The organism is Aeromonas salmonicida (assembly GCF_028355655.1).
GTDB classification, from domain to species: domain Bacteria; phylum Pseudomonadota; class Gammaproteobacteria; order Enterobacterales; family Aeromonadaceae; genus Aeromonas; species Aeromonas salmonicida.
In genome coordinates this window covers 1,965,120-1,984,654 of sequence record NZ_CP110645.1, presented here as the reverse complement: position 1 = coordinate 1,984,654, position 19,535 = coordinate 1,965,120, and the positions used below count along the sequence as shown (strand labels likewise).

General features: G+C 60.0%; 19 protein-coding genes and 1 tRNA gene. 6 read left to right on the top strand and 14 right to left on the bottom strand.

All coding sequences use genetic code 11. The annotated features are described in order from the left end of the window. Positions 1-44: 44 nt before the first annotated feature. From secD to hinT, 8 genes are all read right to left on the bottom strand, one after another. Complete coding sequence (gene secD, locus ONZ54_RS09565; protein WP_125600422.1) at positions 45-1,847, bottom strand: protein translocase subunit SecD; 1,803 nt, start codon at positions 1,845-1,847, stop codon at positions 45-47. A 158-nt stretch (positions 1,848-2,005) separates the two neighbouring features. After that, the gene (locus ONZ54_RS09560; protein WP_416995640.1) at positions 2,006-2,518 is read right to left on the bottom strand and encodes a hypothetical protein; all 513 of its coding nucleotides are present in this window, start codon (positions 2,516-2,518) and stop codon (positions 2,006-2,008) included. A gap of 71 nt (positions 2,519-2,589) precedes the next feature. After that, the gene (locus ONZ54_RS09555; RefSeq protein ID WP_005314875.1) at positions 2,590-3,447 is read right to left on the bottom strand and encodes a DUF6279 family lipoprotein; all 858 of its coding nucleotides are present in this window, start codon (positions 3,445-3,447) and stop codon (positions 2,590-2,592) included. Between the two features lie 3 nt (positions 3,448-3,450). Beyond that, positions 3,451-4,284: a phosphotransferase gene (locus ONZ54_RS09550; protein WP_271788015.1), complete on the bottom strand. Its 834-nt coding sequence runs from the start codon at positions 4,282-4,284 to the stop codon at positions 3,451-3,453. Next, positions 4,274-4,870: a penicillin-binding protein activator LpoB gene (lpoB, locus tag ONZ54_RS09545; RefSeq protein WP_005314873.1), complete on the bottom strand. Its 597-nt coding sequence runs from the start codon at positions 4,868-4,870 to the stop codon at positions 4,274-4,276. The genes ONZ54_RS09550 and lpoB overlap by 11 nt, the downstream gene beginning before the upstream one ends. Beyond that, positions 4,870-5,268 carry a YcfL family putative periplasmic lipoprotein gene (locus tag ONZ54_RS09540; RefSeq protein WP_005314863.1) on the bottom strand — a complete coding sequence of 133 codons (399 nt, stop codon included), beginning with the start codon at positions 5,266-5,268 and terminating at the stop codon, positions 4,870-4,872. Before ONZ54_RS09540 ends, lpoB begins: the two co-directional genes overlap by 1 nt. 74 nt (positions 5,269-5,342) lie before the next feature. After that, positions 5,343-6,767, bottom strand: a complete 1,425-nt coding sequence (locus ONZ54_RS09535) for a COG3014 family protein (RefSeq protein ID WP_005314861.1) — start codon at positions 6,765-6,767, stop codon at positions 5,343-5,345. Further along, positions 6,767-7,117, bottom strand: a complete 351-nt coding sequence (hinT, locus tag ONZ54_RS09530; protein ID WP_005314859.1) for a purine nucleoside phosphoramidase — start codon at positions 7,115-7,117, stop codon at positions 6,767-6,769. The genes ONZ54_RS09535 and hinT overlap by 1 nt, the downstream gene beginning before the upstream one ends. Before the next feature lie 262 nt (positions 7,118-7,379). Here hinT and ONZ54_RS09525 point away from each other — a divergent pair, with 262 nt between their 5' ends. After that, positions 7,380-9,380, top strand: coding sequence for a methyl-accepting chemotaxis protein (locus ONZ54_RS09525; protein ID WP_271788014.1), 2,001 nt, complete (start codon positions 7,380-7,382; stop codon positions 9,378-9,380). Between the two features lie 71 nt (positions 9,381-9,451). Here ONZ54_RS09525 and ONZ54_RS09520 read toward each other — a convergent pair whose 3' ends face one another. Beyond that, the gene (locus ONZ54_RS09520) at positions 9,452-10,327 is read right to left on the bottom strand and encodes a 6-carboxytetrahydropterin synthase (protein WP_058395424.1); all 876 of its coding nucleotides are present in this window, start codon (positions 10,325-10,327) and stop codon (positions 9,452-9,454) included. 79 nt (positions 10,328-10,406) lie between these two features. Between ONZ54_RS09520 and ONZ54_RS09515 the strand changes: the two genes are divergently transcribed. From ONZ54_RS09515 to ONZ54_RS09500, 4 genes are all read left to right on the top strand, one after another. Further along, the gene (locus ONZ54_RS09515) at positions 10,407-11,750 is read left to right on the top strand and encodes a dihydroorotase (protein WP_005314854.1); all 1,344 of its coding nucleotides are present in this window, start codon (positions 10,407-10,409) and stop codon (positions 11,748-11,750) included. Between the two features lie 238 nt (positions 11,751-11,988). Then, positions 11,989-12,065: transfer RNA gene (locus tag ONZ54_RS09510), tRNA-Pro, on the top strand. Positions 12,066-12,305: 240 nt separating this feature from the next. Next, positions 12,306-12,737, top strand: a complete 432-nt coding sequence (locus ONZ54_RS09505; protein WP_197667349.1) for a CC0125/CC1285 family lipoprotein — start codon at positions 12,306-12,308, stop codon at positions 12,735-12,737. A 206-nt stretch (positions 12,738-12,943) separates the two neighbouring features. Next, complete coding sequence (locus tag ONZ54_RS09500) at positions 12,944-14,203, top strand: dicarboxylate/amino acid:cation symporter (RefSeq protein WP_011898617.1); 1,260 nt, start codon at positions 12,944-12,946, stop codon at positions 14,201-14,203. Positions 14,204-14,284: 81 nt separating this feature from the next. On the opposite strand, the gene ONZ54_RS09495 is transcribed toward ONZ54_RS09500, so the two are convergent. Further along, positions 14,285-14,725, bottom strand: coding sequence for a methyltransferase family protein (locus ONZ54_RS09495; RefSeq protein WP_271788013.1), 441 nt, complete (start codon positions 14,723-14,725; stop codon positions 14,285-14,287). A 191-nt stretch (positions 14,726-14,916) separates the two neighbouring features. Here ONZ54_RS09495 and alr point away from each other — a divergent pair, with 191 nt between their 5' ends. After that, entirely contained in the window at positions 14,917-16,143 is a 1,227-nt protein-coding gene (alr, locus tag ONZ54_RS09490) for an alanine racemase (protein WP_125600437.1), read from the top strand. 53 nt (positions 16,144-16,196) lie between these two features. Here alr and ONZ54_RS09485 read toward each other — a convergent pair whose 3' ends face one another. From ONZ54_RS09485 to oppD, 4 genes are all read right to left on the bottom strand, one after another. Next, entirely contained in the window at positions 16,197-17,141 is a 945-nt protein-coding gene (locus tag ONZ54_RS09485; RefSeq protein WP_034282953.1) for a TerC family protein, read from the bottom strand. Between the two features lie 295 nt (positions 17,142-17,436). Next, complete coding sequence (gene oppF, locus ONZ54_RS09480) at positions 17,437-18,432, bottom strand: murein tripeptide/oligopeptide ABC transporter ATP binding protein OppF (protein ID WP_058395427.1); 996 nt, start codon at positions 18,430-18,432, stop codon at positions 17,437-17,439. Next, on the bottom strand, positions 18,433-18,546 hold the full coding sequence (locus ONZ54_RS09475) for an oligopeptide transporter ATP-binding component (protein WP_098983810.1): 114 nt from the start codon (positions 18,544-18,546) through the stop codon (positions 18,433-18,435). It lies immediately after the preceding gene. Continuing rightward, positions 18,543-19,529, bottom strand: a complete 987-nt coding sequence (oppD, locus tag ONZ54_RS09470) for an ABC transporter ATP-binding protein (RefSeq protein ID WP_042869676.1) — start codon at positions 19,527-19,529, stop codon at positions 18,543-18,545. Before oppD ends, ONZ54_RS09475 begins: the two co-directional genes overlap by 4 nt. Positions 19,530-19,535 lie beyond the last annotated feature (6 nt).

Here is a 19,535-nt window from a genome sequence, read left to right as displayed (position 1 = left end):
CGAACGCGCGGCGCTATGGCACAGAGTAAATGCAGGGGTCACGGTCACACCCTCAGCAGCTTGGCGCTGCTCTTGCCCCACAAGGGGTTGATGATGGCGCGAGTACCCCAGATACCGGTCACCATGCTGGAGATGAGACCCAGGATCAGGGTGATGGAGAAGCCCTGTAGCGGGCCAGAGCCGATGGAGTAGAGCACAACGGCACAGATCAGCGTGGTGATGTTGGCATCGAAAATGGTGCGAAACGCCGAGCGATAGCCAAAGTCGATGGCATTGGCAAGGCTGCCCCCTTCACGCAGGCGGTCCTTGATCCGCTCAAAGATCAGCACGTGGGTATCCACCGCCATGCCGACCGTGAGCACCAGACCGGCGATCCCCGGCAGGGTCAGTACGGCCCCCGGCAGCACGGCCAGCATGCCCACCTGCATCAGCAGGTTGGCGATGAGCGCCGTGATGGCGACCCAGCCGAACTTGCGATACCAGGCCATCATGAACAGCATCATGCCCGCCATGCCGAACGCCAGCGCGGTGAAGCCCGCCTCTATGTTCTGCAAGCCGAGGGTCGGTCCGATTGAGCGCTCCTCCAGGATCTTCAGCGGCGCTGTGAGGGCACCAGCCCGCAGCAGCATGGCCAGCTCCTGGGCTTCGGGTACGCTGGCAAGGCCTGTGATGCGGAACTGGTTGCCAAGGGCTGTCTGTATGGTGGCGACGTTGATCACTTCGCTCTGGGCACGCAGCTTGCCCTGGGCATTGGTCTTGTATTCGGTGAAGACGGTGGCCATGGCGCTGCCCACATGCTGACGGCTGAACTGGTTCATCTTGCTGCCACCCAGGGTGTCGAGCACTATGCTCACCTGGGGCTGTCCCATCTCCCCCATGCCTGCCCGCGCATCGACTATGTGCTCACCGGTCAGTACCGGCTTGCGCGCCATGCCGACCGCCTGACCGTTGCGATCTGCCATGAAGAAGCGGCTCTCCGGCTGGGCCTGATAGAAGGCGAGTGACGCCGTGGCGCCTATCACTTCCTTGGCTTGCTTGGGATTGTGCACCCCGGGCAGCTCGATGCGAATGCCATCCTGGCCCTGACGCTGGACCGAGGCTTCGACGATGCCGAGCTCGTTGATCCGTTTTTTGAGGATCGACAGGTTCTGGGTCACGGCGTTGTTGGCCAAGAGGGTGCGCTCGGCCTCGCTCATCACCAGTCGCAGCTCGTTGCCGCTGCGATTGAGGGTCCACTGATCCTGTCGGGTACCGGCAGAATCCTTGATGATGTTGAGCCAGGGTGCCTGATCGGCCACCTCGGGCAGTATGACCCGCACCTCACCCTCGCTCACCCGGGCCACGTTGGCGCCCCGCAGGCGCGCTTCACGGAACTGGCTGCGCAGCATGTCCACCAGGTTTCTGGTCTGGTTGTCCACCACGAAGCTGAGATCGACCCCGATCAGCAGCTGGGAGCCGCCACGCAAGTCCAGCCCGAGCTTGATGGGAGCCGCGCCGAGCTGGCTGATCCAGGTCGGGGCATTGGAATAGAACTCCAGGGTCAGGGCGGCGCTGTCATAGCCTTGCTGCTCCAGCAGCTGCTTGGCCCTTTGCTGTTCAGACTGGCTGCTGAACACCAGTTCGACCCGCTCTCTTTGTTGTACCTGTTTGACCGGCGCTATCTGGTTCTCAGCCAGCAGGGTGCGCTGCGCTTCTGTCAGGCTGGTCTGGCCATGCAGGCCCAGCGAGGGTTGCTCACCGAAGAAGGTAGGCAGGGAGTAAAACGCGAAAGTGAACAGCATGAGCAGCAGCAGGGCGTACTGCCACTTGCTCATGCGGTTCAGGGTGATACGACTCTTTTTTCTCATGGCAAAAGCCTCTGTCAGGAGAAGGCGGCGGGCACGCACACCAAAAAGGTGAACGGCACGCAAGAAAATACAAATGAGACAGTGAGCCTGTTCACGCGCGGTGAGCAGGCTTTAGGAGAGGCGATGAGGCTGTGCAGTAAGACCGGACCCCATCGGGATCAGGCGAGATAGCTCTGGGAGAAGCGGTATTGCAGGTGTTGACGTTGCAACCTGTGCCGATGAATGGTGGCAAAGCGGTCGCGGAAACTGTTTTTGGGGGAGTAGAGGACGGCGTAGAACAGCAGGCCGCAAAGCAGCAGCAGGATCGCCTGCTGCGACCAGCTCATGATCAGCTCGTAAACGACGCTGCCGGGCTGACTATCGCTGCGCAGGGAGTGCTCGAGACGCAACAGGTGATTCTGGTGGGAGCCGACAAACTTGACGATGCCGTCATCGCTGTCACTGGCACTGTGGAGCACCCGCGAGCTGTCTGACTGCTCGCCTGTTCCGGCATCATTCATCACTTGAGCGTGCTGGGTGGTAGACGGATGAGCGGATACCTCGAGCCCCTCCACCGAGACGGTAGAGAGCAACAGAGTGAGCGAGATGAGCAGTGTCATCAGCGCCAGTTTCACTTTGTCCAGCAGGCTCAAAAAGTTAATTCCCAAATAATAGAAAGGGCAAACTACCACAGAGGCCCGCCAAGGACAAGGCGGCAAGGCTCATCACCTCGCCGCGTTGACCTTGCAATGCCCCCCTGCGCTTACCCCTCGGACATCTTTCTAAAGTCCCGGGCATAGTCCTTGAGCAGGGAGTAAAGATGGGTGCGCTGGGAGATATCTAGCGACTGGCTCAGAGCGCTCAGCCAGTTGACGGTACGCTGGCGGGATTGATCCGTGTAGCCGGTGAAACGGCCATCCATGAGCCCATCCCCCTGCTGCAACAGGGCGGTGAGTTGGGCACCGAAGTCCGGGCTCTGGCGCTGCTTCATCAGCCGGGCCAGCTCCTTGGTCCAGGCGGTCTGGAACTCCAGCCAGGGGGCTTGCAGCTCATACTGCCACTCCACCCACTGCGCCACCAAAGGCGCCTGCGCCGGTTTCACTTCGCCAATCCAGAACACGAGTCGCTCGTTCATCTTGTCGGTGAACTCCTTGAGCATCTCGGCCTTGGGCTTGCGGGCAAAGTCCTGCTCCCGCTCGGCCTGACGGGTGAGCCTGTCCTTCATGAACATGGCCACCTGATCTTCGGTCAGGGTGCGGGCCAGCCGAACGGCACGGGGAACCGTGTTCTCCAGGGTGCGGGTCAGGCTCTGCTGGGCAGCATCCAGATGGCGAGAAACCTGCGCCGGGCTCATGGGGCTCGCGACAGCCTTGGCCAGGGCATCGAGATCATCGGCATAACGGGGCACCTCGTGCTGACGGTGCCAGGCCATCAGCCCTTTTACCTCATGATCCAGCAAGCGCTTCTGGCTAGAGTCCAGCGAGAAGTAGTCATCCAGCTGCCAGACGATGGCCACGTCCAGCCAGTAATAGACAACGCGGGTGGAACAGCCCACCAGCAGCAGGCAGAGCAACAACAGACTCCAGCTGCGGGGCTGACGCCAGGAAAAGGTGGTCATCATGCACTACTCCAAACGTTGACGATTCATGTCGATCAGGGCCTGATAATCAGGCTCGGCTTGTTGCTCGGCCATCAGCAGGGCCCACAGCAGGCCAATGTAATCGACCCAGGGCAGGAAGGCCTGACTCTGAAAGCCCTTGGCTCCCAACGTCCTCCCTGCCCGCTCAAGATAGCGCTGTTCCAGTGCCGCTCGCCGCTCGTCATCCCAACCGTGGGTGCGCTGTATGCTGGCGACCTCGAAACCGGGGTGACCGGCGGCGCCATACTCCCAGTCGATGACCCAAGGGCGCGACCCCAACAAATTAGCCGGATTAAGATCGTGATGGCAAGGGAGCCAGCAGTCGTCAGGCTCGCGGCTGACAAGCAGCGCACGCTCCAGCGCAGGCAGCCACTCGGGGATCCGGGCCAGACGGCCGCGATAACCGGCGGCATGAGCCCGCACCGCCATCACGACGGCGGGCACAGGCAGCCGGTGCAGTCGCACCAGCACCTCAGCCAGCAGACCGGGCTGATCGGCCAGGGGCGGTGGCGCCTCGGCCCAGTTTGGCTCGTCGCACCAGTCCAACAACATCAAACCGGTGGCGGGTTCACTGTGGTGGCAGGGCAGCGCCAGCCCTTGTGCCATGGCACCCTGATAGAGCTGCCACTCTGTGGCTCTGTCGATGCCAAGCCGATAGGGGTCGGGGTGACCAAGCCGCAAAAAATGACTGCGCCCCGAGGGGAGGCGCAGTCGATAGTTGCAGTTGGTCAGGCCACTGGCCAGGGATTCCAGCCGCCCCGAGCACCAGGGGACGGGCAGGCTGGCCAGCAGCTCGAGCTCTGCCAGATCACCAGCCAAAGGTGGATTTCTTCGCCTGTTTGCGGATCTCTTTCTGGTCGGCCCACAGCAGTTCGCCGTTTTGCAGATCCATCAGGTTCATGGTCATCTGGTAGTAGACGTCCTTCACCTTGCCGTTGTCCTTGACGATGCTGCTGAGGTTGCCATAGACCATGTAGCGGGCACCGGTCTGCTTGCCCAGACGTACCATGGAGGCAGGATCCACCATGCCGCTGCTCTGCTGGTATTCAAGCTGCTGCTTGACCGCGGCCACCTTGCTCATGTCGACGAAGCGGAACTTGCCAACGCGCAGCAACTTGGTGCGGATGGTATCCGTGATGGCTTCGGTATCGATGTGCTCCGAGGTCTTGTTGCGGATGGAGTCCATGAACATAACGGGACGACCACCTGCAGTGATCTCGCTGGTCGCCGGTGAAGCGAGCATGGAATCCGCCATCTTGTCAGCAATGGCCTGCAGATCCGATGAGCCGTAATCCACGGTCACCGTCTCGGTTTCGGTGGGATCGCCATAGCTGACGGTGGTACTGGAACAGCCGCCAAGCAGCAGGGCGCCGCTCAATATCAGCAGGGCATGATTCATTTTCATCAGTTGGATTCCTCAATCACTTCGCGTACATAAATCCGGTATCCCTGAGCGGCCGGGCTCGGCGCCAGAGCAGACAGGGTGCGGCTCTGATAGCCGTGGAGCTTGATGGGCGTCCAGCCGCGACCATCACTGGCCACTTCCTGCCCCGCCTCATCATACCAATAGAACATATATTGCAGCTTGTTGTCGCCACGCTGGGTACTGGCAGCGGCCACATTGACCTGCAGCAGGCCGTTTTGCTCGCGCCGGCTCAGCTCGGTCAGGGTCACATTGACGTTCTGATGCTGCTCCTGCACAGGCGCCGCGCCTGCAGCGCCATAGAGCGCCACGCCGGACGTATTGGTAGCGCAGCCTGCCAGCAGCATAACCAACCCCAGGGCCAACCCGTATGCTTTCATCTTGATCTCCTTAGCCGGCGGCCACAGGGGCCCAACCGATCAGTCATGGGTGTCATTGTCGTTTGAGTGGGTGCCTAGAGCGGCATCACCCGGGTAGTCAGGCCTGCGCCGAGCCGTTGCACCCACACCAGGGTGGTGCGTCCGCCATGTATGGTGAGCGGCAACTGGCGCATGGCACTCCCCGCCCCCAGAGTGAGTTGCACGTCACCGGCCGGCAGCATGCCCTGCCAGCTGGATGCCTGAGCAGGCAGCGTCAGCCAGCTGCGGGTATCGGCCCGCTCAGAAAGGGTGTTGAAGATGCCCACCAGAATATTGCCCACATCACCTCCCTCCTTGGCGGCTGTGCGCCTCAACTGCTCCTTGGCCACCAGCCGCAGCGCCTGACGGGTCAGCATGCCCGGCAGTCGCTCCTGCAGATCCTTGGCGGCCAGCGCTTCCAATCGCACCAGCTCGCTGGTCTGCTCGATTCGCTTGCCTACCGAGACCACAAGGGGACCGGTCTGGCTGGCTCTATTGTCGTAATAGGGGACGGCCACGGTAAAGGTACGAAAATCACCGCTGGAGGTAGAAATGGGCAGCGGCAGGAACAGCTCCCGCCGCGCCGGGATCAGCCCATCTTCAAACAACACCACCAGCTGACCCTGATCCTTGGCAAGCAGCGGCGCTTTGCGGCCCACCTTTTTCTCGGTCTCTTTCAGCTCATCCGGCGAGCCACGCAGCCGTGCCAGGCGCAGCAAGGCGTCCTGCAGGCTCTGGTTGTCCGGCGCTATCTGATAACCCCGCTGATAGTCGACCCAGGCGTCGTTGAGATCCCCGGCCGCCTCATAGAGCACGCCGGAGAAATAGAAGGTGTAGGCGTTCTGAAAACCGTTTTTCACCTTGCCGATCAGCCGATCCAGATCCGGTGCCCCGCGCGACATGAGCTGGCGCATATTGCGCTCTGTGCTGGCTTCGGCGCCTTTTTCCCTAGCCTTGCTTACCTCCCCCGCTCTCGCCTTGAGGGCCCGCTCCTGCACCTGGTTGGCACGGCGTACCTCCACCAGCGCGCCGTCGGCATCCCCCCGTTGCAGGTAATTCAGCGCCAGATAGTGATGCAGCATGGTGCGCTCATAATCCGGCGTCAGGTAGGCCATGCTCTGATCGTTGGTAAGCAGGCTGCCCGCCTGACTCAGGCCCTGGCTCAGCCGATACTCGGCCTGATTGTCTTCCCACTCGAGGCGGCTGTCGGCGGCGGCAAAGGCCTGCTTGCTGCCCGCATCCTGCCCGGCCAGCCAGGCGATGCGCCCCTGCTCCAGCCGGTCCAGCACATAGGTGTCATCACCCAGGGTGGATTCACGCACCTCGGGCAGGGCCTCGGCGGCGTGTCCCAGCAGCAGCTGGTTGCGCAGGGGCACCATCTGATCGGAATAGGAGACGAACATATCCTGCCACTGGGAGGCGCAGCCCCCCAGCAGGGTGCTGGCCAGCAACAGACCGGCCAGACGGGGAAACGGACTCATCACAGGCAGAGCAGCGGCCCCAGGGATTGACCACCCACCAGATGCATATGGATGTGGTAGACCTCCTGCCCGCCGTGGCGGTTGCAGTTCATGATGAGGCGATAGCCATCCTCGGCGATACCGGCATCGGCTGCCAGCTTGCGTGCCACCGTGAACATGCGGCCAAGGGCCAGCTCATGCTCGGGCTCTACATCGTTGACGGTGGGGATCAGCACGTTCGGCACTATCAGGATATGGGTCTTGGCCTTGGGTTGAATGTCCCGGAATGCGGTCACCAAATCGTCTTGATAAAGGATGTCGGCGGGGATCTCTTTACGGATGATTTTGCTGAAAATGGTTTCTTGCGCCATGGATAACTCCTTTATATGAAAAAGAAAATTCTAAACCCACCTCAAGCGGCTCCCAAAGTTGCCGTCAGGGCCGGTCAAGTGTGACACAAGCCGATATTTGACACAGCCGTTGTCCCATTCTCTTCAGTTATTGTTAAAAATACCGATAGCCGGAGGACGTCTGCTGACGTCGCTCGCCCAGGGTGATAGCAGGGTATCAAATGGACGGGGTATTCAGGCAAGGGACTTTTGCATATACAGCGGGACAATAATGAAACAATCCATGTCAGACCTCTCCATCTTGCAGAGAGTCTATTTAGGCTTTGCCATTCTGGTGGCCGTGATGGCGGCGACCTCGGTACTCACCTTTCGCAGCCAGAGCGAGCTCAATCAGGCGCTGGATCAGGTTACCCGGCAATCCATGCCGCTGGTGATCGCCAGCAGCCAGACCCAGATCAGCCTGCTCAGCGCCAACAAGTGGCTCACAGACGTGTTGACCGAGCAGGATCCCAAGCAGATCCCGGCCGAAGTGGCCGAGCTGCAACAGGCCAAGGCCCAGGTCGACAAGACACTCGCCACCCTCAGCCAGCAGGCCGCGGCGCACCCGCAACTGCAGGGTGACATGGCGACACTGACCAAACTGGTCAGCGACTATCTGCAGCTGACCGGGACGCTACCCACCGAACACCAGGCCCTGCTCACCCGTCTGCACAAGGTGAACCAGGCCAAGGGGCAGTTTCAGGTCAGTCTGCCCCAGTTCAAGAAAAACCTCGGCGACATGATGATCACCATCGACGACAGCTTCATCAAGATGCTGTCCGAGACCTTGACCACCAAGCTCTCCGCCATCGAGCTCTCCACCATGGATGCGCTCAACCAGAGCATCCCCGCCCCCATAGAGGCGGCGCTCAAACGCAACAAGATGCAGATCGAGGGCTTCAACAGCACCATCAAGGATCTGCAGGGGGAGCTCAAGGATTTCGACAACAACATGGGGCACTACGTCCATGGGTTCGTGCGCGACACCACGGCCAGCGAAGGGGTGCTTGCCCAATACCTGGCGTTGATGAAGCAGCAGGAGCGGATGCGCGAGGAGAGCAAGCAGGCCAGCAAGCTCATCGTCAGCATACAGAGCAAACTGGAAGGGATCACCGATCAGAGCCAGCAGCTGATGAACAACAGCATTCGCGCCTCCGGCAAGGTGCAGGCCCAAAGCACCCTGACCCAGGGGATCAGCATCGCCATCGCCATTTTCATCGCCATCCTGGTGGCCTACACCCTGGGCAAAGCCATACGCCGCCCCCTCAAGGAGCTGCTGCGGGTGCTGACCGAAGTGACCCAGGGGGACATGACACAGCGCGTCGGTTTCAAGAGCCAAAACGAGTTCGGCCAGCTCGGCAGCCAGGTCAATCTGCTGATCCAGCAGATGGGGGATGTGCTCACCCAGCTCTCCCAGGCCTCGACCCAGCTCAATAGCGCCGCCCACGACAACCGCCACACCACCGAATCGGTGCGGGCGGATCTGGAAACACAGCGCCAGGAGACCGCCTCGGTCGCTGCCGCCATGACCCAGATGGAAGCCTCGGTGCGGGAAGTGGCCCAGGCCGCCAACCAGACCCTGGAGCGGGTGCAGGACGTGGAGAAAGCCTCCGAGACCGGCCGCAAGGTGATGGCGGGCAACATCACCACCACCCATCAGCTGGCAGGCAAGTTGCAACAGACCGGCAAGGTGATTGGCGATGTCAGCACCATGAGTGGCCAGATTGGCAATATCCTCGACGTCATTCGCGGTATCGCAGAGCAGACCAACCTGCTGGCTCTCAATGCCGCCATCGAAGCGGCCCGTGCCGGCGAGCAGGGCCGCGGCTTTGCCGTGGTGGCCGACGAAGTGCGCAGTCTGGCTGGGCGCACCGCCCAGTCCACCAGCGAGATCCAGACCATGATCGAGAACCTGCAGCAGGGGGTCGCCAAGGCGGTGACTGTGATGCAGGAGTGCTCCCGCGAGATGGACAGCTGCGTGGATCAGAGCTCCCACGCCAATACCGCCATGGAGGAGGTGCAGGGGATAGTGGTGCTCATCAGCGACATGTCGAGCCAGATCGCCTCCGCCGCCGAGCAGCAGCAAGCGACCAGTGCCGACATCGCCACCAACCTCAACCGCATCTCGGATATTTCGGATCTCAACTATCAGGGCATTGAACGGGTCGCCGAGACCAGCCAGCAGCTGGACGCCCTGGCCGAGCAGCAGGAGAATCTGGTCAAGCGCTTCAAGCTCAGCGCCTGAGTCTCTCTCGCTGAAACAACAAGGCCCCGCTCTTGGCGGGGCCTTGTTTATCTGGTGGCAGTGCGGTGGGATCAGGCGTAGGCGATGGCGCCCTTGCCGACCCCTTCATAGGCCACGACCTTCACAAACTTGTCACCCACCGCTTTTTTCACTTCACGGGCTATGTAGCACGCCAGCAGCTCTATGGTGGTGTCGGTGTCGATCATCTCCACCTCGGCCGCCGGCATGGCGAGCTGAAACAGCCCCTGGGGGGCCACATACTTGAATCCCAGGTGCTGCTCACCCAGTTGGGCCCGGGCGACATCGCTCAGGTTCAGTTCGCTCACGTCCACCTTGTCTTCATCGGTGCCAAGGTAGATATCGGCCCAGCGCTCGGCCCAGTTCAGCTCGAGCTCACCGTCACGCATCCCATCCACATGGATTTCGATGGGAGAACGGTGGCCGTGGGCGATCCGCTGGCAGTTGCCATCGTGCTTCTTGAGACCGTGGCTGTAGTGATAGAAGGCACCGTCGATCTGCTCCTGGCGCAGGGTCACCGACAGATCCCGGATGTTGCCCGGCAGACGCTGGGCCAGCACAGCCAGCAGGTAGCGGGTGACAGACTCTTTATCGACCTGGGGCGCCGGTATGAAGGCAAAGCCCTGAGTCGGGCAGCGCAGGTGAATGGATCCCTGGGGGCGCAGCAGATCGACCGTGCTCTCCTCCCCCTCCAGATGCGCCACATGGATCAGGGCGCACTCGGCCGGCACCAGCAGCTTGTGATCCACCTCTTCGTCGATGATCGACTTGATCAGCTTTTTCACCCGACCAAAGTCCAGCAACATGCTCATCTCGTTGAGCTCGCCGCTCATCTCGACGTCCACCAGCCAGCTCTCCCCCACCATGCCGCGGCGTTCGCACAGGTAGCTGGAGTCGATCACGGTCAAATCTCTTACAAATAACTTCATCAGTCAGACCTTGCTACAGAGAAAGTACAGTTTGCGATATTATGACCCGCGATCACTGACAAAGGAACTGGACTCCCCCATGAACAAATTGCTTATCAAGAATGCCACCCTGGTCAACGAAGGCCGCATCTACGCCTCTGATGTATTGATTGAAGGGGAACGGATTGCCCGGATCGCCCCCCATATCGAGGCGCCCGATGCCGTTGTGATCGATGCGGCAGGCCGCCACCTCATCCCCGGCATGATCGATGATCAAGTCCATTTCCGGGAACCTGGCCTGACCCACAAGGGGACCATCGCCAGTGAATCCCGGGCCGCCGTGGCAGGTGGCACAACCAGCTTCATGGAAATGCCCAACGTCAATCCCCAGACCACCACCCTCGACGCCCTCGAAGCCAAATACCAGATAGCCGCCAACTCCTCCGCCGCCAACTACAGCTTCTATCTCGGCGCCACCAACGACAACCTCGACGAGATCAAACGCCTCGATCCCAAGCAGTCCTGCGGGGTCAAGGTGTTCATGGGGTCGTCCACCGGCAACATGCTGGTGGACAATCAGGAGACACTGGCGGCGATTTTCCGCGAGAGCCCGGTGATGATAGTGACTCACTGCGAGGACACCCCCTCCATCAAAGTGCTGGAAGACGAGGCCCGCGCCAAGTGGGGCGAAGATGTGCCGATGCGCGAACACGGCCGCATTCGCAATGACGAGGCCTGTTACAAGTCCTCCAGCATGGCGGTGGGTCTGGCGAAAAAGTACGGGGCCAAGCTGCACGTGCTGCATTTGACCTCCGCCAAAGAGCTGTCGCTCTTTACCGCCAGCCATGATCTCAGCGAGCTGAAAGACAAGAACATCACCGCCGAGGTATGCGTCCACCATCTCTTCTTCAACGAGGCGGATTACGACACCCTGGGCAGCCAGATCAAGTGCAACCCGGCGGTGAAAACAGCCGCCGACCAGCACGCCCTGCTGGATGCGGTACGCAACGACGTGCTGGACATCATTGCCACCGACCACGCCCCCCACACCTGGGAGGAGAAGCAGAACAGCTACTTCAAGGCGCCGTCCGGCATCCCCCTGGTGCAGCACTCCATGCTGGCTCTGCTGGAGCTCTACCACAACGGCGTGTTTTCACTGGAGACTATCGTCAAGAAGACATCCCACGCGGTAGCCGAGCGCTTCCAAGTGCAGGATCGCGGCTATATTCGTGAGGGCTACTTCGCAGATCTGGTGCTGCTGGATCTGGGCAAGCCTTATGTGGTCAACGACAGCAACCTGCTCTACCTGTGTGGCTGGTCACCCTTCAACGGTTACCGCTTCCACAGCACAGTGGAGATGACTCTGGTGAATGGCCAGATCGCCTGGCAAAACGGCCAGGTCACCGATCAGGTGCTGGGCAAGCGGTTGACCTTCAACCGCTGATCCGCTCACCACTGATAAAAACGGCCGCCCTCAGGGCGGCCGTTTTTATGGTGCCTTGAAAAATGCGTCACAACGCCCCCTGAAATGAGCTCTCGATGGCCGAATTCAACCACTGTGGCGGCACTTTGAGCGCCAATTGCTCGCAAAGCAGGCAAACAGTCTCAGAGCGGGATTTCCCCTGTTGACAGGGTCGGAGCATCTCCATAAACTCAGCCCCCGTCAGCCGAGCTGACTCCGTCGGTGTGTAGCGCAGCCAGGTAGCGCATCTGCATGGGGTGTAGAGGGTCGGAGGTTCGAATCCTCTCACACCGACCAAATTCCCCGGTAAAGGCCTTGTCAAACGACAAGGCCTTTTCTTTTGTGCCGCGGCTCTGGCAGTGCCCGTTGATGACCTGATCGACGATTGTCTCACTGATCGGTTTGTGCTGTAGTGACAAGGTGTTTCGCCAACCGGCCATCGAGATGCAACGTCAGCTCCTCCTCTCCTTTTGCTCCCGTCGCCATGCGCGACGATTCGGCTTTGGCGCCCGCCTGTCCGACCTGTTGTCGGCCTGCCTGCTGAGTCTCCTGCTGATCGGCTGTGCTACCTCCTATCACAGCGAAAAGTCATTCTGGAACGGCCAGACCGGCTTTTCCCAGACACAACTTGGCCCCGACAAGTGGCAGCTGGAGTTTGTCGGCAACGATCTGATCGATCGGGAAACGGCTCGCAAGTATGTGCTCAAGCGCGCTGGCGAGATGGCGCAAAGCCGGGGCTATGAGTGGATTGAGGTGAACGAACTGACGCTGCAGCGCGATGCGGTCAGGGTCACCCCCTCGCGCCCCGTGTTCGGCTTTGATGAAGAAGAACCTGACCTCTTCCTGGCACAGATGCAGGTGCAACACACCACCTCTGCCCTGCTGATCTTCACCTTGGCTGAGCGCTCATTAAATGAACGATGCATGCAGGCCAATTATCTTGCTGAAATTAAAATAAACAGCGATTAATATCGCCAAAATGCAAGATCCATATCACATACAACTAATGACAACATAAAATTCTGCTACAAGGCTCTGGATTTACCCCCCCGGATTAGGCATGCTGCCAGCACACCGGCTGTCAGGAATCTACGGCACGGATCACAAAAACGGACTGAAGTGGCACTCCTGCCACCCTAAACGCTTTGCACTTATCAAAACTGGGACCTACCCCCATGAAAATGAATAAATTGACGGTTGCCATCCTCATTTCGATGCTGGTTGGCATCCTGACTGGTCAGGGCTATCGCATGTTTGCCCCGGATCAGGCCGCAGGCTTTGCGGACGATATCACCATACTGACCGATATCTTTTTGCGTCTGATCAAGATGATCATCGCCCCCCTTGTCTTCACTACCCTGGTCGTCGGCATCGCCAAAATGGGCGACACCCGCACTGTCGGTCGCATTGGCGCCAAGACCCTTGGCTGGTTCATGCTGGCCTCCCTGCTCTCCCTGAGCCTGGGACTGGTGATGGTTACCCTGCTGCAACCGGGCGTGGGTCTCTCTCTCTCCTTGCCGGATGATACCGCCAGCTCTGGTGTGGTCGTCACAGCCATCTCCCTCAAGGACTTTGTCACCCACGCCATACCGAAAAGCGTGGTAGAGGCCATGGCCACCAACGAGATCCTGCAGATAGTAGTGTTCTCCCTCTTCTTCGGTCTGGCTGCCGCTGCTCTGGGCGATGCCGCCAAGCCGGTAGTCAAACTGATGGCAAGCGGTGCCGAGATCATGCTGAAAGTGACCGGCTACGTGATGAACTTCGCTCCGTTCGCGGTATTTGGTGCCATCTCAGCCATGGTCGCCAAGGAAGGTCTCAGCATCCTGGCCACCTACGGCACCTTCATGGCGCAATTCTATCTGGCGCTGGGTTGCCTCTGGCTGCTGCTGATTGCCATGGGCAGTCTGTTTATCCGCCGCCGCATCCTGACCCTGCTGGCCATGATCCGCGAACCCATACTGCTCGCCTTCTCCACCGCCAGCTCCGAAGCTGCCTACCCCAAAACTCTGGATCGATTGGAGAAGTTTGGTTGTGACAAGCGCATCGCCAGCTTCGTGCTGCCCATGGGCTACTCCTTCAACCTGGATGGCTCCATGATGTACTGCACCTTTGCGGTCATGTTCATCGCCCAGGCCTATGGCATAGAGCTCTCCCTGGCTCAGCAGATCACCATGCTGTTGCTGTTGATGGTCACCTCCAAGGGAATGGCCGGTGTGCCACGCGCCTCGCTGGTGGTCATCGCTGCCACTCTCAACCAGTTCCACATCCCGGAGGCAGGCATTCTACTGCTGCTGGGTATCGACCATTTCCTCGACATGGGCCGTTCAGCCACCAACGTGCTGGGCAATGCCATCGCCGCCAGCGTGGTCGCCAAAACCGAAGACAGCCTGGGGGAAACCGAGCCTCTGGGTGAGGTCGATACCGCCAAGGCGTGATCCGCCCCTCCCCCCGAAAAGTAGAACGGCCCGCTGATGCGGGCCGTTTTTTATCTGCGTTTTTTCAGCGTGTCGCGCGGCTCAGCACCAGCGACGAACCCGCCGGCAGTACTCTGCATACGCTTCACCGAAGCGAGCCTGCAGGGCCCGCTCTTCCGGCACGATTTGAAAACGGTCGAGCCAGCCCCACAGCACCAGGGGCCCGATCCAGACCCCCATACCACCCAGATAGCAGGCCAGCGCCATTGTCCAGCAGAGCAGCCCCAGGTACATGGGATTGCGGCTGAGCCGATAAAGCCCTGTGGTCACCAGCACACTGGCCTGCGTCGGCCGGGTTGGACTGACAGTGGTGCCATGCTGGCGAAAGCGCAGCACGCCGCCAAAACCGAACACACAGCCGACCACCGTCAACAGCAGGGCCAGCTCTGGCCACCCCTCCCCGCTACCGCCCCCCAACACCATGGCCAGCACCACTATGCCAAACAGCAGAACAGGCGGTACACGACACTCCAGATCTCTCATCTACTGGCTCCCATGAGACGTGCCACAATCGACACCTTGCGATACACTTCCAACGGGAATAATGCCGCAGGAAATTGACAAAGTTCATAACAATAACAATGCCTTGGCTACACTCTATCCCATCTGCATGACAAAGGCCGTCATAAGGTCGTCATGCACCTCAACGCCAACAATAAAAAAGGAATCACCCCATGCACAAGAAGACACTGCTGGCCACCTTGATCCTAGGCCTGCTGGCTGGTCAAGCCGTCGCAGCCCCCTATCTGCCTCTGGCAAGCGATCATCGCAACGGCGAAGTACAAACCGCCAGCAACGCCTGGCTGGAAGTAGACCTGACCGCGTTTGAACAGAACCTGCAGACCCTCAAGACCCGCCTCGGCGACAAGGGCCCGCAGATCTGCGCCATCATGAAGGCGGATGCCTACGGTCACGGTATTGACCTGCTGGTTCCCTCCGTGGTCAAGGCCAATATCCCCTGTATCGGCATCGCCAGCAACGAAGAGGCCCGCGTGGCGCGCGAGAAGGGGTTCAGCGGCCGCCTGATGCGGGTGCGTGCCGCCACACCTATCGAAGTGGAACAGGCCCTGCCCTACAAGCTGGAAGAGCTGGTTGGCAGCCTGGTGAGTGCTCAGGGGATCTCCGACATCGCCCTGCGCCACCACACCACCATTCCGGTGCATGTCGCCCTCAACTCCGCCGGTATGAGCCGCAATGGCATCGACCTGCGTCTGGCAGATGCCAAGCAAGATGCGCTGGCCATGCTCAAGCTCAAGGGGATCACCCCGGTCGGCATCATGACCCACTTCCCGGTGGAGGAGAAAGAGGACGTCAAGCTGGGGCTGGCCCAGTTCAAGCTGGACTCCCAGTGGCTGCTGGAAGCAGGCAAGCTGGATCGCAGCAAGATCACCATCCATGCCGCCAACTCCTTCGCCACCCTGGCAGTGCCGGACGCCTACTTTGACATGGTGCGCCCAGGCGGCCTGCTCTACGGCGACTCCATCCCCTCCTACACCGAATACAAGCGGGTGATGGCGTTCAAGACCCAGGTTGCCTCGGTCAACCACTATGCGGCGGGCAACACAGTCGGTTATGACCGCACCTTTACTCTCAAACGTGACTCCTGGCTCGCCAACCTGCCGCTCGGTTACTCCGACGGCTATCGCCGTGCGCTCAGCAACAAGGCCTATGTGCTGATCCAGGGTCAGAAGGTGCCGGTGGTCGGCAAGACCTCCATGAACACCATCATGGTGGACGTGACCGATCTGAAAGGGGTGAAGCCCGGTGATGAAGTGGTGCTGTTTGGCCGTCAGGGTGAGGCAGAAGTGAAACAGGCTGATCTGGAGGAGTACAACGGCGCCCTGTTGGCGGACATGTACACCATCTGGGGCTACACCAACCCCAAGAAGATCAAACGCTGATAACGCGATATGAAAAAGGGCTCCCGCGGGAGCCCTTTTTATGGGTGCAGCGTTTAAGCCACTTTTTTACGGGTCACAAAGAGACTCAGCCCCATGGAAACCAGCAGGATCAGCGCCACCACGCCCAATGCAATGCCGGTCGGGATCTTGAAGATATCCAGCAGCAGCATCTTGACCCCGATAAACATCAGGATCAGTGCCAGACCGTATTTCAGCAGGGCGAAGCGCTCGGCCACACCGGCCAGCAGGAAATACATGGCGCGCAGACCCATGATGGCGAAGATGTTGGAAGTCAGGACGATGAAGGGATCCGTGGTCACCGCGAAGATGGCCGGAATACTGTCCACCGCGAAAATGAGATCGCTCACCTCCACCAGCACAAGAATGAGCAGCAGCGGCGTCGCATAACGCACACCGTCACGCCAGACGAAGAAGTTCTCCCCTTCCAGGGTCTCGGTTACCTTGAAGCGACGGCGCATCCAGCCCAGCAGCGGGTTGTTGGCCAAGTCAGGCTCCTTGTCGGCGGCCCACAGCATCTTGACCCCGGTCAGCAGCAGGAAGGCGCCAAACAGATAGAGGATCCAGTGGAACTGCTCGATGAGCCAGCTGCCCGCGAACACCATGCCGGCGCGCATCACTATGGCACCCAGTACCCCGTACAGCAGCACACGGCGCTGCAACTCGGCCGGGATGGCGAAGTAACCGAACAGCATCAGCCAGACGAAGACGTTGTCCACCGCCAGCGCTTTCTCGATGAGATAGCCGGTGAGGAACTCCAGCCCCTTCTGGTTGGCAATTTCGCGGCCTGCGCTGTGATCCAGCCAGAGCCAGATTGCCAGGTTGAAGAGCAGCGCCACGCTGACCCAGACCAGAGACCAGATGCCCGCCTCTTTGAGGGATACCTTGTGTGACTTGCCACCACCGACAAAGCGTATATCTATCCATAACAGGACCAGCACTATGCTGAAGAAACCGGTCCACATCCACCATTCACCCATGTTCATCTCTCCCAAAAACGACAAAACCCACGACCGAGAGGCGTGGGTTTGCGTTTGGAGCAGATACACCTTGCCTCTCGGCAAGGTCTCACTTACAGCTGATTTGCATCAACTGCCCGGCTGCCGGGTGCACTGCAGGAAATGGGTGCACCGTAATGACGACAAACCAGCGAGAAGTTACTCCCCTTGTTAAAGCGGATAGTAACAGCAGCAAAAGATAACGCCAAGATGCATCTTGTCCAAATGCAAAATGAATCGGGGCGCCACCTGGGCGCCCCGTATCGGATGCTCACACTCAGAGCGGATCGGCCTTGAGGCAGGAGACGGCGTGGTCAAAATTGCCCTCCAGCTGGGGCCGGGTCTTGGCACACTCGGGACCCGCCACCGGGCAGCGGGTACGGAACACACAGCCGGACGGCGGATTCATGGGGGATGGCAAGTCCCCTTCCAGGATCTGGATGACCTTGCTGCGCTCCAGATCCGGATCCGGAATGGGCACGGCCGACATCAGCGCCTTGGTGTAGGGATGCAGGGGGTTCGCGAAGATCTCCTTGCGCGTGCCCAGCTCCACCGCATTGCCCAGATACATCACCAGCACCCGATCCGAGATGTGCTTGACCACGGACAAGTCGTGGGCGATGAAGATGAGCGACAGCCCCATCTCCTTCTGGATTGCCTTGAGCAGGTTCACCACCTGAGCCTGGATGGAAACATCCAGCGCCGAGACAGGCTCGTCACAGATGATCATCTTGGGTTCCAGGATCAGCGCCCGGGCGATGCCGATACGCTGGCACTGGCCGCCGGAAAACTCGTGGGGATAGCGGTTCACCAGGTTGGGCAGCAGACCTACTTTGCTCATCATGGCGCGCACCTTCTCCTTCACCTGCTCTTTGGAGAGGTTGGGATAGAAGGTGATGAGCGGTTCGGCAATGATATCGCCGATGGTCATGCGCGGGTTCAGGGAGGCCAGCGGATCCTGGAAGATCATCTGGATCTCTTTGCGCTTCTCCCGCAACGCCTTCTGGTCAAGCTTGGTCAGATCGTTGCCCAGCCACACCACCTTGCCGTCAGTAGCCGGCACCAGCCCTATCAGGGCACGGGCAAACGTAGACTTGCCACAGCCGGACTCCCCGACTACGCCAAGGGTTTCCCCTTCGTACAGGCGCAGGGTTACCCCATCTACCGCCTTCAACGCCGAGGGCTTGGCCCAGGGCCAGGCCTTGTCACTCTTGATGCTGAAGTGGACCTTGAGGTCGGACACTTCCAGCAGCAGTTTCTTGTCAGTACCCATTTAATTCGCCCCCTTGATCATGGCATCCGATACCCAATGGCAGGCCCGCTCGCGGCCGTCGTTGAACGGCGTCAGAAGCATGGAGGATTGCTGGCCGCATATCACAGCATTCATACGCTCACCTCCTTGGCATTGATGGCATCAGACACCCAATGGCAGGCCCGCTCGCGGCCGTCGTTGAACGGCGTCAGAACAGGTGACTGCTGGCCGCAAATCTCGCTCACCCGGTGGCAGCGCTCCTGGAAGGGGCAGCCGGTGGGCAGACGCAGCAGGTTGGGCGGATTGCCCGGTATGGTGGGCAGCTCTTCCCCTTCGGTGTCGAGGCGGGGAATGGCGCGCAGCAAGCCTTCGGTATAGGGATGGCTCGGGCGATAGAAGATATCGTTCACCCGGCCGTACTCCATGGTACGACCGGCGTACATCACCAGCACCTTGTCACAGATGCCAGCCACCACGCCCAAGTCGTGGGTGATCATGATGATGGAGGTGTTGAACTCGCGCTTGAGCTCGTTCATCAAGGTCATGATCTGGGCCTGCACCGTCACGTCCAGCGCCGTGGTCGGCTCATCGGCGATGAGCAGCTGCGGCCGGCAGAGCAGGGCCATGGCGATCATCACCCGTTGGCGCATGCCACCGGAAAACTCGTGGGGATACATGTTCATCCGCTTGCGCGACTCGGGGATCTTCACCGCATCCAGCATGCGCACCGACTCTTCGAACGCCTCGGCCTTGCTCACCCCCTTGTGCAGCATCAGCACTTCCATCAGCTGATCCTTGACCTTCATGTAGGGATTCAGCGAGGTCATGGGGTCCTGGAAGATCATGGCGATCTTCTCGGAACGGATCTTGTTGAGCTTGTGCTCCGGCAGATTGAGGATCTCGTCACCCTGAAACTTGGCAGACCCCGTGATGATGCCGTTCTTGGCCAGCAGCCCCATGATGGCAAATGCCGTCTGGGACTTGCCGGAGCCAGATTCGCCGACGATCCCCAGAGTTTCGCCTGCGGCGAGAGAGAAATTGAGGTCGTTGACCGCCACCACATTGCCATCCGGAGTCTTGAACTCGACTCGCAGATCTTTTACATCCAGTAATTTCATAAAAAC

Bases quoted from the DNA above. Each gene is read 5' to 3' on its own strand.
- lpoB (WP_005314873.1), bottom strand. From the start codon at position 4,870: ATGAAAATGAATCATGCCCTGCTGATATTGAGCGGCGCCCTGCTGCTT.
- ONZ54_RS09540 (WP_005314863.1), bottom strand. From the start codon at position 5,268: ATGAAAGCATACGGGTTGGCCCTGGGGTTGGTTATGCTGCTGGCAGGC.
- ONZ54_RS09535 (WP_005314861.1), bottom strand. From the start codon at position 6,767: ATGAGTCCGTTTCCCCGTCTGGCCGGTCTGTTGCTGGCCAGCACCCTG.
- hinT (WP_005314859.1), bottom strand. From the start codon at position 7,117: ATGGCGCAAGAAACCATTTTCAGCAAAATCATCCGTAAAGAGATCCCC.
- alr (WP_125600437.1), top strand. From the start codon at position 14,917: ATGCACAAGAAGACACTGCTGGCCACCTTGATCCTAGGCCTGCTGGCT.
- ONZ54_RS09475 (WP_098983810.1), bottom strand. From the start codon at position 18,546: ATGAATGCTGTGATATGCGGCCAGCAATCCTCCATGCTTCTGACGCCG.
- oppF (WP_058395427.1), bottom strand. From the start codon at position 18,432: ATGGGTACTGACAAGAAACTGCTGCTGGAAGTGTCCGACCTCAAGGTC.
- ONZ54_RS09495 (WP_271788013.1), bottom strand. From the start codon at position 14,725: ATGAGAGATCTGGAGTGTCGTGTACCGCCTGTTCTGCTGTTTGGCATA.
- ONZ54_RS09520 (WP_058395424.1), bottom strand. From the start codon at position 10,327: ATGAAGTTATTTGTAAGAGATTTGACCGTGATCGACTCCAGCTACCTG.
- ONZ54_RS09500 (WP_011898617.1), top strand. From the start codon at position 12,944: ATGAAAATGAATAAATTGACGGTTGCCATCCTCATTTCGATGCTGGTT.
- oppD (WP_042869676.1), bottom strand. From the start codon at position 19,529: ATGAAATTACTGGATGTAAAAGATCTGCGAGTCGAGTTCAAGACTCCG.
- ONZ54_RS09515 (WP_005314854.1), top strand. From the start codon at position 10,407: ATGAACAAATTGCTTATCAAGAATGCCACCCTGGTCAACGAAGGCCGC.
- ONZ54_RS09485 (WP_034282953.1), bottom strand. From the start codon at position 17,141: ATGGGTGAATGGTGGATGTGGACCGGTTTCTTCAGCATAGTGCTGGTC.
- ONZ54_RS09525 (WP_271788014.1), top strand. From the start codon at position 7,380: ATGTCAGACCTCTCCATCTTGCAGAGAGTCTATTTAGGCTTTGCCATT.
- secD (WP_125600422.1), bottom strand. From the start codon at position 1,847: ATGAGAAAAAAGAGTCGTATCACCCTGAACCGCATGAGCAAGTGGCAG.
- ONZ54_RS09555 (WP_005314875.1), bottom strand. From the start codon at position 3,447: ATGATGACCACCTTTTCCTGGCGTCAGCCCCGCAGCTGGAGTCTGTTG.